This is a genomic window from Microcoleus sp. OTE_8_concoct_300 (assembly GCF_031383065.1).
Lineage (GTDB): Bacteria > Cyanobacteriota > Cyanobacteriia > Cyanobacteriales > Microcoleaceae > Microcoleus.
The window spans coordinates 1-13,011 of record NZ_JANMZH010000385.1; the positions used below are offsets into that span (position 1 = coordinate 1).

General features: G+C 45.5%; 10 protein-coding genes. 5 read left to right on the forward strand and 5 right to left on the reverse strand.

Annotated elements, in window-relative coordinates; genetic code table 11:
- Nucleotides 1–177: 177 nt before the first annotated feature.
- Nucleotides 178–411, reverse strand: coding sequence for a hypothetical protein (locus tag ACUVJL_RS17090; RefSeq protein WP_445246943.1), 234 nt, complete (start codon nucleotides 409–411; stop codon nucleotides 178–180).
- Nucleotides 412–546: 135 nt separating this feature from the next.
- A complete protein-coding gene (locus ACUVJL_RS17095) occupies nucleotides 547–1,350 on the reverse strand; it encodes an SDR family NAD(P)-dependent oxidoreductase (RefSeq protein WP_445246944.1) in 804 nt (267 codons plus the stop codon).
- Nucleotides 1,351–1,618: 268 nt separating this feature from the next.
- Here ACUVJL_RS17095 and ACUVJL_RS17100 point away from each other — a divergent pair, with 268 nt between their 5' ends.
- Nucleotides 1,619–2,551: a DMT family transporter gene (locus tag ACUVJL_RS17100; protein ID WP_445246945.1), complete on the forward strand. Its 933-nt coding sequence runs from the start codon at nucleotides 1,619–1,621 to the stop codon at nucleotides 2,549–2,551.
- Between the two features lie 163 nt (nucleotides 2,552–2,714).
- Complete coding sequence (locus tag ACUVJL_RS17105; protein WP_445246946.1) at nucleotides 2,715–3,572, forward strand: Hpt domain-containing protein; 858 nt, start codon at nucleotides 2,715–2,717, stop codon at nucleotides 3,570–3,572.
- Nucleotides 3,573–3,696: 124 nt separating this feature from the next.
- On the opposite strand, the gene ACUVJL_RS17110 is transcribed toward ACUVJL_RS17105, so the two are convergent.
- Nucleotides 3,697–4,086 carry a hypothetical protein gene (locus ACUVJL_RS17110; RefSeq protein WP_445246947.1) on the reverse strand — a complete coding sequence of 130 codons (390 nt, stop codon included), beginning with the start codon at nucleotides 4,084–4,086 and terminating at the stop codon, nucleotides 3,697–3,699.
- 486 nt (nucleotides 4,087–4,572) lie between these two features.
- Here ACUVJL_RS17110 and ACUVJL_RS17115 point away from each other — a divergent pair, with 486 nt between their 5' ends.
- The 3 genes from ACUVJL_RS17115 (at nucleotide 4,573) to ACUVJL_RS17125 (ending at nucleotide 9,828) form a co-directional block, all read left to right on the forward strand.
- Nucleotides 4,573–7,095 carry an ATP-binding protein gene (locus ACUVJL_RS17115; protein WP_445246948.1) on the forward strand — a complete coding sequence of 841 codons (2,523 nt, stop codon included), beginning with the start codon at nucleotides 4,573–4,575 and terminating at the stop codon, nucleotides 7,093–7,095.
- A 142-nt stretch (nucleotides 7,096–7,237) separates the two neighbouring features.
- Entirely contained in the window at nucleotides 7,238–8,701 is a 1,464-nt protein-coding gene (locus ACUVJL_RS17120) for a CIA30 family protein (protein WP_445246949.1), read from the forward strand.
- Nucleotides 8,702–8,949: 248 nt separating this feature from the next.
- Nucleotides 8,950–9,828, forward strand: a complete 879-nt coding sequence (locus ACUVJL_RS17125; RefSeq protein ID WP_445246950.1) for a carbohydrate ABC transporter permease — start codon at nucleotides 8,950–8,952, stop codon at nucleotides 9,826–9,828.
- A gap of 167 nt (nucleotides 9,829–9,995) precedes the next feature.
- Here the strand turns inward: ACUVJL_RS17125 and ACUVJL_RS17130 are convergent, their stop codons facing one another.
- The gene (locus ACUVJL_RS17130) at nucleotides 9,996–10,697 is read right to left on the reverse strand and encodes a DUF4079 domain-containing protein (protein ID WP_445246951.1); all 702 of its coding nucleotides are present in this window, start codon (nucleotides 10,695–10,697) and stop codon (nucleotides 9,996–9,998) included.
- A 32-nt stretch (nucleotides 10,698–10,729) separates the two neighbouring features.
- Complete coding sequence (locus tag ACUVJL_RS17135; RefSeq protein WP_445246952.1) at nucleotides 10,730–13,003, reverse strand: glycosyltransferase; 2,274 nt, start codon at nucleotides 13,001–13,003, stop codon at nucleotides 10,730–10,732.
- Between the last annotated feature and the right edge of the window lie 8 nt (nucleotides 13,004–13,011).

Below are 13,011 nucleotides of genomic sequence, written 5' to 3' on the forward strand. Positions count from 1 at the left end.
GCGGCATTTGTTACTCTGACTTGCACATGATTGACAACGATTGGGGCCAATCAAAATATCCCCTTCAGGCCACGAAGTTAGGAATGAGAATTAAATAACTTCCACAAGTTTGTGGGATGGGCGTCCCGCCCGTCCAAAAAGGACGGGCGGGACGCCCATCCCACAAACTTGTGGAAGTTATTTAATTCTCATTCCTAACTTCGTGGCCTGAAGGGGATATTTTGATTGGCCCCAATCGTTGTCAATCATGTGCAAGTCAGAGTAACAAATGCCGCAAGTTAACACTTTTATCAGACATTCATGTAATTTGGGAGGTTCGACATCGAATTTGTATTCTTCAAGCAATCCCCCGGTTTTTTTAACGGCAAGTGCTTTGATTTGCATGGTGGTATTTCCTGGTTTGCTTGCCATTATAGTGTTCGGGGCGGGTTTAACAGTCTCTTTTTTTAGTTGTATATATTCAAATGAAGCGGCCCCTAGGACTCATGGGCGTTACTAATAATTTGTCTGGTGCTTATGGCGCACCTTACCAATTACCAATTAGGATTATAACTTGCCCTTTTCCATTGCCCACTGCATCAAACCGGGGAACAATCGATAAGCCTCTGACGCCAGAAAAGCAGAGCCGACTGTAACTTCTGCCCGCTGATTTTCCACAGCATCCCAGATAGCTTTAGCAATATCTTCCGGCTGATTAGTCCAGTCAGATTTCAGCAGTTCGGTCATTTTCTGGCGGCGCAATTCGACTGCGGGTTCGTCTCGATCGCGAAATTGAGCTCTTTCTAAAAAATCACTGTTAATCATGCCCGGATGCACGGCGCAAACGTGAATGCCTTGAGGCGCTAATTCCAATCGCAAAGTTTCTGTTAAACCGGTTACTGCATATTTGCTGGCGCAATAAGCAGTCATGTGAGGCAAGGGCATTTTGCCACCAATGGAACCAACATTGACTATTGTCCCTGTTTTTCGTTGCAGAAAATGTGGCAAAATTTCTTGAATTGTGTTAACGCAGCCCCAAAAATTGGTATTCATTAATTGCTGCCAGTCTTCGGAGGTAGTGTGCTCGATCGCCCCCGTGAGACAAATGCCGGCATTGTTAACCAAAACATCGATGTTGCCGCAGGCATCTAGGGCTTTTTGGACGATCGCGCGCACTTGTTGACTGTCGCCAACATCCCCCGGGATAGCTACAGCCGAAGTGCCTTCTCGCTGCACTTGAGCCGCTGCTGCTGCCAATCTTTCTGGCTGGCGAGCCACCATCACCACATCGTAACCTTTACTTGCAAATAAAAGTGCTGTTGCTTTGCCGCTTCCTTGAGAAGCGCCTGTAATCAAAACTGTAGGAGCCATAGATAGTTATAAATTGTAAGTGGGGAAATCGTTTCTTGCGGTATTGAAACTATAACAGAGGTCAGGGAATTTTAGGCGCGCTCTCTATTAATAATTATTGAGTAGGATTTTTTTTTTTGCTTCGCGAGCGGGCTTTTTTTAACGAACCGCGAAGGCGCGAAGAACACGAAGGAAGAGAGGAGAGGAGAGGAGAAGAAGAGAATAGAAATTATTCATAATTTGTGCGAAAATTGGTTTGTAAATTTTCCCAATGCCCAATGCCTAAAAAATGAATCTTCCGAAACAACCGCCGAATTGGTCGATCGCCCTAGTGTTAATTATTGGCGTTTTAGCCGTCTCAACTTCCTCAATCTTAATCCGGCTGGCTAACTTGGAAGCAGGGGCGGGGGGCTTCGGTTTCAGTCTGGTACTTGCGGCCTCTCGCCTGAGTTTATCTGCTTTAATTCTGCTTCCGGCTTGGCCGAAAATTCAGTGGAACGCCCTGCAACCGGGAGCTCGGCGCTATGCTGCTGCTGCGGGTTTGTGTCTCGCCCTGCACTTTGCCCTCTGGATTACCTCACTTTCTTATACTTCGATCGCCGCCTCGACTGCCCTCGTCACCACTAATCCTGTCTGGGTAGCGCTGTTGTCGCGCTTCTGGTTCGGGGAAAAACTCAGCAAAATGTCGATCGTTGGCATTACTATAGCCCTGGCTGGGGGAATGGCGATCGCCCGAGGTAGCGCGGGTGCAGCCAATGCCGGCAGCAGCCAACTGCTGGGCGATTTCCTGGCTCTGGCTGGTTCCTGGGCCGTCAGCTTGTATTTGCTGCTGGGCCGGGAAGCTCAGCGGCGGGGACTGGGAATTGCTGGCTATATCGCGATCGCCTATACTGTTGCTGCGATCGTCCTGCTGCCTCTCCCCTTCGTCTTCGGCACCAGTTATACCGATTATTCGCACATTGTATATTTTTATATTTTGTTAACGGCCGCTTTGCCTCAATTAGTCGGCCACACCATTTTGAACTGGGCTGTAGTGCAGATTTCCCCAACTCTGGTAACTCTTGCCATTTTGTTTGAACCGGTGGCGGCGAGTTTTTTGGGTTATTTGCTGTTTGGGGAAGTGCCGGCCCTGGCGGTACTCGCAGGTGCTGCGGTGCTGCTGTTGGGGGTAGCAACCGCTACCCTCGGAGCAAAAAAATCACAGTCAACAGTTAACACTTAACTTTTTTCAACATTGCCACGAAAGTTGCCGTGAGTCAGAATAAAACAGATTAGGGTTTAAAAACAAAAATAACTCGTCACTTAAAAATCGGTTCCAAACTATCAAATGTCTGGCTAATGACAAATGACTAATGATACTCGGGTGCCTTTCGGAGAATAAAATTATGCTGCCAGAACAACTACAGCGCATCATCGGGTACTTTCTCGAAGAAGCCACAGAACACCTCCAAATCATCGAACAAGGCTTGCAGGACCTGCAAAACACCGTCCCAGCTCCCCAAAGGATACACCACCTGATCCGAGCCTCGCACTCGATTAAAGGGGGAGCCGCTATGCTCGGATTTAGCAGCATTCAGCGAATTGCCCATCGCTTGGAGCATTATTTAAAACAGCTCCGAGAATGTCCGATCGCCGTTGATAGCAGGCTGCAATCGCTGTTAATCGAAGTTTTTGAAATTTTAACAGCCCTCGTATACAAGGTTTCTAAGGGTTTTGGGCTCAACCACGAAGACGCAAACCAAATGCTCTCCCTCGCGGAACCGGTTTTTGACGAACTCGACGCTTACCTGAGAGTGCTGATTCCCACTCGCCTGACTGTCAGAGCTACTACGGACGAACATATTCACGTTTTCTCCGGTTACTGCACTTCACTGGGCGAATTTTCCTCAGCTATTGTCTCGCGCGTCGGTTTGCTGGGAGGCACTATTACCCGCCACGAGCAGGAAGGCTTGGGTCTACGCCTTTGTATTGACCTTTACCTGCCACCTTACACCAGGATCGAAAACATCCGCCAAGCTGTTGAACTCTCAGGCGCTATTATCGGGACTGTTCAGACGCAGCGCGACTTTTCGCTGCTGGCGACAGGAGATTATCCGGTTTACCAAAGTGCGATCGAACCTCCCGCAATTTGCACCGGATGCCGCTACTATTACGGCAGAAGGGACGGTGGCTACCTGCTCAACTGCACGATCCACCCCCGCGGCCCGGAAACAGAAGATTGTCGCGATCGCGAACCGGAATAATCATTATAAAATCTGGACTCTGAGCCCAGATTTGGAACCAGGGAAAACTTTCTTGTCAAACCAATATTCTCCCTGATATCTTTCACATTACCCCCGGCCAAATTCTTTTTGAGTTCCAAGATTACTAAATCCTTCTCTCCAAGATTACTAAATCCTTCTTCCTTCTGAAACCTCCCCTAACAACTGATACCGCAACTCGAATTAATTGCATCATGCTTGCAGGATGAGCGATCGCCCAGACATTAATTGTCAGACAAGTGATTGCCATAACTAGCAAGATGTATGTCGGAGGCATTACTACCCCGATCGCGAACCAGGTAAAAACGTGAAATATCATTGCTGTCGCCCAAAGGCTGGCCACAACCACAGACGCCCAAACTTGTATTCGAGGTCGGTTTAGTCCTGTCAAAATCGCTGTCTGCAAAGTAGTCAGCAAGTTTGCCGGAACTAAAAAGGCACAGATAGCTATGCAGTAGGTATGAGAAAACTCAGTAACTGTATTGAAGTCGAGCATTAGTCTAATTGTCGGGCCTATTGGATATACTGAAAGAGCGTAACGTGAGTTGACTTTCAGAGCTTGTCACCCTTACTTTAACTTAATATTTTCCTCAGTAGGCCACTCTGGAGACGCATTTCTCTCCCCCTTTTCCTGCTGGCTAAATTTTACCACAAATATTAAATTTGTGAAAAATCATTAAAAGTTCTTGAAGAATGGCAACAATTGCTGCGATAATTAACATCAGGGATCAAGGGTATACAAAAGCCAAGTCGGTAAAATCTAAAAGGCTCAGGCCGGTCTGGCAGCAACACAACGGCAGGCAGATTTTCGACTCAATCATTGAAGCCTCGTTGATTCTGGGATGATTGATTGTCAGCGTCCGTCAAGAGAGCGAGCCGTTATGCGATCGAACAATAGGAAATTATTATGGAAAAGCCTATTTGATCTCACATCTACAATCAATAGAACCCTCTCGAAATTTTACATCGGAAAATAAATAAAATGGCTCGACAAATCACAATTCCCGCGCTTGAAGAAGTTGACTTGACAAACTGCGATAGAGAACCCATTCACATATCGGGACACATTCAGCCACACGGGGTGCTACTTGTTGTACAAGAACCTCAACTAGAAATACTGCAAGTCAGCGAAAATACGCTGCATTTGTTAGGATTCGCTCCCGAAAGTGCGATCGGTCAAGATTTGAGCTTATTATTCGATCGAGTTCAACTAGAAAAACTCAAGGCCTGTTTGCGGAATGAAAACTTAAAAACCGTCAATCCCATTAAACTCTATGTCGAAAGACCAGGTAAATCTTTAGAATTTGACTGCATCCTTCACCGAGTACAAGAAGTGTTGATGGTCGAGTTAGAATTAGCCACCAGCCCAGAAAATCTTTCGGTTTTTAGCTTTTATCATTCAGTGAGAGCCACTGTCAGCAAAATTCAAAGCGCCAAAAATCTCAAGGACTTATGTCAAGTGACTGTAGAAGAAGTTAGGCAAATATCGGGATTTGATAGAGTTATGGTCTATCAATTAGACCCCGAAGGCAACGGCGCTGTGATCGCTGAAGACAAAGCAGAAAAGCTGAATCCTTTCTTAGGATTAAACTACCCCAGCTCAGATATTCCCAAACAAGCCAGACAACTGTATTCGTTAAATTGGCTGAGGTTAATCCCAGATATTAATTATCAACCAGTCCCCATTGTTTCAGGAAAAAATGCTGTTACCACCCAGCCCCGAGACCTCAGTTTCAGCGTGTTGAGAAGCGTTTCTCCCATTCACATAGAATACCTGCAAAATATGGGCGTTGCAGCTTCCATGTCAATCTCGTTAATCAAAGACAAAAAACTGTGGGGATTGATTGCTTGCCACAACTATACACCAAAATACCTCAACTATGAATTGCGCGCAGCCTGCGAATTTATAGGGCAAGTAATGTCCTTAGAACTGCAATCAAAAGAAGGAAACGAAGACTACGACTACAAACTACACTTAAAATCTCTTCAAACCAAAATTTTTGAAGACATATCCACCTCGGAAAACTTGTCACAAGTGTTAGTTAACTGTCAGCATAATTTGCTGGAAGCAGTCAACGCCCAGGGAGCAGCAATAGTATTTGGAGACCAGTGCTATCGAGTCGGGCAAACACCTCAGGGAGAATCGCTCAAATACTTAACTCAGTGGGTGCAAAAGCACCTAAAGCAAGAAATTTTTTATACAGACTCGCTGACCAAATGCTATCCAGAAGCTGAGGAATTTAAAGACACGGCCAGCGGGTGTTTGGCCATAGCAATATCGCCGACTCCGAAAATATACGTTTTGTGGTTTCGCCCGGAAGTAATTAAGACCGTAAATTGGGCGGGCAACCCCAACAAAACACTTCAAACAGATGAAGATGGCAACCATCGACTGTCTCCTCGGAAATCCTTCGAGCTGTGGAAAGAAAATGTGAGGTACAAATCGTTGCCTTGGAAACAATGCGAAATAGACGCTGCATTGGAACTGAAAAAAGCAATGATTAATATAGTGCTGCGCCAAATCGACAAACTCGAAAAATTAAATAGAGCACTAGAAGAATCAGTCGCCAGAGAACGCGAAAAAACAGCTCATTTAAAAACAGCGATGTCCGAGCTTAAGCGGGCGCAAACTCAATTGGTGCAAAGCGAAAGAATGTCAAGTTTGGGCCAGTTGGTGTCGGCGGTAGCTTATGAAGTCACTAACCCGATTAACTTCATATACGGAAATCTTAGCTATGCCAATGAATACAGTCACAAAATGATCGATTTATTGCAGCTTTACGAGCAGCACTATCCGTCGCATTCGCCAGAAATTCAAGCACAAATAGAAGCAGTAGAATTAGAGTTTATAGTTGAAGACTTACCGAAGTTGCTGGGTTCTATGAAAGTAGGAGCTAACCGCATCCGCGAGATAGTTCAGTCGCTGCGAAACTTCTCTAGAATTGACGAAGCAGACCTTAAACCAGTTGACATTCACGACGGATTGGACAGCGCTTTGCTGATTTTGAGCAACCGACTCAAACCGAAGCCCGATCGCCCAGCAATTCATCTCATCAAAGAATATGGCTCTCTGCCTTTGGTTGAGTGTTACGCAGTTCAAATCAACCAAGTATTTATGAATGTACTGACAAATGCCATAGATGCTCTCGAAGATGCCTTTGTCAACCATAATTTATCGTCCCACTGCGGGGACAAAGAAGAGCCAGTCAAGTGCGGACAAATTCGGATCGTGACTGAAATTTGTCCGGGAGGAAAAGCCGTAGCAGTTCGGATCGAGGACAACGGTTGGGGCATGACTCAAACAGTTCGCCAGAAAATATTTGAGCCGTTTTTTACCACAAAACCGGTGGGCAAAGGTGCGGGGATAGGTTTGACGATTAGCCACGAAATTGTGGTGGAACAACACGGCGGCAAATTGACTTGCAATTCAGCCCCCGGAGAGGGAACCGAGTTGATTATTGAGATTCCCTTGAACCAAACTCATCCCAAACCCATTGTGAAGTGAAAAAAAAGTCCGCGCCAGCGTTGCTATCTCGTTCGCGCGCGCCTTCGGGGAGGGTAGGGAGTCGCCCAAATTCAAAAATAGAAAATTCAATTAAAATACAAAAGTAGCTAAGTAGATTTGAGCCAATTCAGAGGAAGCGACTGTGACTGAAAAAAATACCGCCCAATGGGATGCCGGCAGGTTTCTCAAAACCTTGGCTTATTTCGGCGTCATTCCCTTCATTGGCAGCATTAGCTGGCTGCAACAACTCTTTGGCAGCAGCAGCAACACTAAAAAAGACCAACCCAAACTGATACTGGTAGCCGGTGCCACCGGCGGCGTCGGGAAGCGAGTTGTGAAGCGGCTGCAACAGCGGGGATATAGAGTACGCTGCCTCGTCAGAGATACCAAAAGAGCAACAGAAATTCTCGGCAAAAATGTCGAATTAGTCGAAGGAGATATCACTCTGCCAGAAACCCTAACACCATTAGTAACCGAGCGCATAGAAGCAGTTATCTGCTGCACCGGCACCAAAGTTCAACCAGTAGAAGGAGACACCCCAACCAGGGAAAAATACTATCAAGGCATGAAATTTTATATGCCGGAAGTGGTTGATGTTCCCGAAATCGTTGAATACAAAGGTCTCAATAATTTAGTGCAAGCTGTTCGCCGCCAGCTAATTCAAGCAGGCGAAAAAACAATTTTTGACTTCACAAAACCCAGCCAAGATTTAAAAGAAACTTGGGGTGCCCTCGACGACATCGTAATGGGCGGCACCAGCGAAAGTTCGATCCGGCTGACAGACAATACAGCTATATTCACAGGCAATGTTTCTACTGCCAACTCGGGCGGCTTTGCTTCGGTGCGTACCCGTAACTTCGATCCTCCCATCGCTCTCGCAGGATTTAGCGGCCTCCAACTGCGTGTCAAAGGAGACGGCAAGCGCTACAAATTGATTGTTCGCAACGAAGCTAAATGGGATGGAATTGGCTATTGCTATTCGTTTGATACTGTTTACAATATCTGGATTACTGTCACTGTTCCTTTTGATGAGTTAATTCCAGTATTCCGCGCGAAAACTGTTAAGGATGGCTCTAAATTTGATGGCAGTAGTATTTTTTCTTTTCAGTTAATGTTGAGCAAGTTTGAATATGACGGCGCGCTCAACCCGAAATTTACACCGGGTATTTTTCAACTCGAGTTAGAATCTGTTAAAGCTTATGGGGGACAGACTTTGCCGCGATTTGTGATGGTGAGTTCGGCAGGAGTTACCCGCCCGGGCCGCCCGGGAATTAACTTGGAAGAAGAACCGCCGGCAGTCAGAATGAATGATATGTTGGGGGGGATTTTGACTTGGAAGTTGAAAGGCGAAGATTGTGTGCGATCGAGCGGCATACCTTATACTGTTGTCAGACCTTGCGCTTTGACTGAAGAACCGGGAGGCAAAGCTTTAATATTTGAGCAAGGAGACAATATTAGGGGCAAAGTCAGTCGGGAAGATATTGCAGAATTGTGTGTGCAAGCCTTGGAACAGCCTCAAGCTTGCAACGTTACTTTTGAGGTGAAAGAGGGGGAAAATGGCAGTCCTCCCGGAGACTGGCAGGGTTTGTTCTCTGGAGTTAAATAACATATAGCACTTCTTAGTAAAATGAGGTACGCTTGGTGATTTATAACTTCCAGGCTAGGCCTGGTAACGAGTAAACCAATATTGAGTAAGATTAAATGAACCGCGAAGACGCAAAGGACGCGAAGGAAGAGAAAGAAAAAAATACATTTCTTCCTTCGCGCTCTTCGCGTCTTCGCGGTTTAATCATTCCGATGCAACTGAATTTGGTATGATGAGTAAAACAATAACCAATAACTAATAACTAATTTATGTCTGTGACTTTTTTGCGACGGAACCTGACTCCTTATTTGTTTTTGCTACCTGCTTTATTTATTTTGAGTTTGACTGTTTTGTGGCCTGCAGTGCAAGCTTTTTATTTGAGTTTTACCAACTACGAATATGATTTAACTCAAATGCCGCAGTGGGTGGGTTTAAAGAATTTTTACAGGTTGTGGGGCGATCGAGTATTTTGGCAAACTTTGACGAATACGCTGCTGTATCTCACCTGCGTGGTGCCTGTATTGGTTGTTGTGCCGTTGGGAATGGCGATTTTGTGCAATCAAAAACTTAAGGGGATGAACTGGTTTCGAGCCGCATACTACACACCGGCGGTGATTTCAATGGTTGTCGCCGGGATTGCTTGGAAGTGGCTGTTTGCTGAGACTGGACTGCTTAATCAGTTGGGGGAATTGTTTGGTTTACCTCCTGTTTCTTGGCTGGCTAATCCGAAGTTAGCAATCTTTAGCGTCATGGCAGTTACTATCTGGAAAGGATTGGGCTATTACATGGTGATTTATTTAGCAGGGCTGCAAGCTATTCCGGCAGAACTTTATGAGGCGGCTGCTATTGATGGTTCTGATGGTTTGGGCAAGCACTGGGATATTACTGTGCCGCTGATGAAGCCGTATCTAGTTTTAGTAGCGGTAATTTCGGCAATTTCTGCTACTAAGGTTTTTGAAGAAGTTTATATTATGACTCAGGGCGGCCCTCGCAATAGTTCTAAGACTGTTGTTTATTATCTTTACGAACGGGCTTTTAAGGATTTGGAAATTGGCTATGCTTGTACGATCGGGCTGGTTTTGTTTTTGCTAATTTTGGGTTTGTCGATTTTGCAAGTTAGCCTTCAGGGTTTGGCTCGCAATGATTAACAATGATTAAGATTTCTGACTGATTAGGACTGACGCACCCGGCCCTCGTAAACTCGGTTTCTCGTTCTCACTTCTGTTGATCCCAAAACTTCATTAGATTCAGAAACCGGGTTTATTGGTCTAATTTATACGAATTTTTGACTTGAATCTCGAAGTAATGGGATCGCTCACGGTTTTGGGCAGGTCTTATTGGTGAAATCACAGGTATAAATATAGGGTTTCTGCCAGTTCAGAGGAATTTCTAATAAATCCCTGGTTCCGGTCATTCCCTGTCCCAGAAAGAGCAGCACAGCGATCGAGTTCAATATCACATGGATAGTGCGCCAGCGATTTGAGCGGTCTTTGTAAATGTCTTGAATGATGGCAAGGGAGAAAACCATAATTAGCGCAGCGGTGATGCCAATGTAGTAGTGAGACCAATACCATTCATTGGTTCGCCGATAAACGCCATCTTGAGTGCCCAGAATCACCAAACCAGTACCTGTTAGCGTCGCAAATATGCCGCGCCATAAAGCGGGTTTAGCTCGATATAGCATGACCAAAGAGGTGACAGTTGCAACAAACATCAGCACAATGAAAATGACCTGAAAGGAGTTTTTGCTCCAAACCTGTTCGCTCCAAATATGCTCAAAAATCGGGTAGGCTAGACCCAACAATGTCACTCCTACCACAGAACCTGACAGAATTCGACCTGCTTTGACGTGTTCTGGACCGACTACAGGTGGAATTTTGCTCTTGGTGTCGATCGCAATTTGCTTGCGACGCTGCATGGTTTGCCACGCCATATTGAGAACAACACCAAGCATAGGAAAAACAATCGCTACAGCTAAAATAGGATGCAGCAAAGCCATAAAATCTTTAAATTCCATACAGCACCTTTTCGTTTTTCAAGTTGATAAAACTAAACTTTTGAGACCTTCAGGAAATCGATCGCCCGATCGCGATCGAACAAAATCCGAGGCTTAAACAAAATCCCAAATAGCAGGAACAGAGACTTTAACTCACCAGGAGCGCAAGGACGTTTCCATTGACCTGGACGGCAAAACAACATCTCCACCAGACACCGATGTTGAGCAAGATCCAATTTGTAAAAGTGGATCTGTACAGAGGGAAATTCACCACTCAAGTCAATCTGAGCGATTTGCCCTTGTAAGCTCAAATTATCTTCCAGAATTTTTAGTGTCACTGGGAGTGTTTCTCCTGTAATAATAACAGGCAATAGGGCTTGAGTCATCTCTACGTGAACCCCCACTTCAGAAATGAAAGTAGTCACGCCCCACAAAATTTGTCCATCGATCGCCAGCCGTACCAATCGACGCAAATCAAACCATTCATACCGATCTGATTTAGGAGCGTCTAACAAAATTAACAGCGTGATGCTCATAATTAAAAGGTTGTAGGCGCTCCAAATCCAACCAATCCCCAACCCTTTGAAATGCTGGATGATTTCAGGCTCTGATGCGTGCATCTGAACTTGAATCAAACAGGTTCCCAGAACGTGCCACAAGCTGATCGCATTGGGAATAAATAATAGCAGCAACGGTAGCGCTAACTTCCAGTTGAAGGAAAAGCGATCGCTCACAGTGCCTTTGGCTGTGACGTTAAATCCTTTGGAGAAGGGAGACAGCATCACCTGAATGATGGTCAGAACCAGCGGGAACGCTAGTACCAGTGAGTAAATATCAGACAGTAATGCCGATCGCGATCGATGATTCAACCAGGAGAAAACCGTTAACTGCACTAAATAATAGGGCATAAAAAAGTACAACATTTCTTGAACACTGGCTCGGATGGGAATCACGCCCAAGAAAGAATAAGCTAAGGGCATCAACAGAAAACCCACGCGGGGAATGCAAGTAAACCAATGCAGAAGTCCTTCAAAATGAGCCAGTCGCTGAATCGGTTTGAGTCCGCGAATAGTCAGAGGATTGGAATCAATAAAAAACGCCTGTAAGGTTCCCCGGGCCCAGCGCAGGCGTTGAGTGGCGTAAGCAGAAATATTTTCTGCTGCCAAGCCAGCGCTGAGTTTTTCATTGAGATATACCAAGCGATAGCCTTTAGCAGAGAGTTTAATGCCGGTGAAATAATCCTCACTAAGAGATTCGGTGACAAATCCTCCTGCGTCTTCTAAGGCGCTGCGTCTCACCACAAAGGAAGTTCCAGAACAAACTACACTGCCGGCACCATCTTTGATAGGTTCAATTTGGCGATAAAAAACCTCTTCTTCCGGTGTGATAATATTATCTAAGCCTAAGTTACGGGCGATCGGGTCAGCATTGTAATAACTTTGAGGCGTTTGAACCAGGGCCACTGTGGGATCTTGGCAGAAACCAACGGTGCGAATCAGAAAGTTTTTGGTAGGGATAAAGTCGGCATCAAATACAACTATTAACTCTCCTTGAGTATAAGCTAAGGCATGATTCAAATTCCCTGCTTTCGCATGGAAATTATTAGGTCTAGTGATGTATTCACACCCTAATTCCTCTGCAAGTTGCCGGATTTCTTCACGCCGGGTGTCATCGAGCAGATATATTTTTTTATTGGTATATTCGAGGGCTTGACAACCAATTACCGTGCGTTTGAGAATATAGGCAGGCTCATTATAAGTGGGAATCAAAATGTCAACCGATGGCGTGAATCGACCCTCAACCACATCGATGGCCAACCGATTCGCTTCACTCCGGCGATCCTTTACCCACAACATCAAAAATAACTGAAGGATATTGGTAAGCAAGAGGAAAATTTCTAGAAGAAACAACCCAATGCTAAAGACTCCATCTAATGGATCGGATACATTTAAGGTTGTGAGCGATCGCCACAGCAGATAACGAGTCACCAACATCAACAAAATTCCCACAACTACAACCCGCGACCAGGTTCGGGGTATGGGCGAAACCCGCATAATCACCCAAGAAATCGCCAGCAGAGCGACCGTAGGTGTTAGCAAATACTCCCCCATTACCATCGGCACTTGCAGCCACATCGGAGGATGATTCTGCATTGCTTGGAGTTGAGCAAATAGACGATCGAGAGTCCCGTTACCGGAAAACCAAGCAGCGACCAGTCCACCCGCTAACATAACCGAACCTAACATGACGATGGTGGCGATCGGTATCCGGTTTCTGGGGGTACTATTTCGACGATGAAAGCCCAAATAATTAAGCCATGAAGTCATAATTTTGT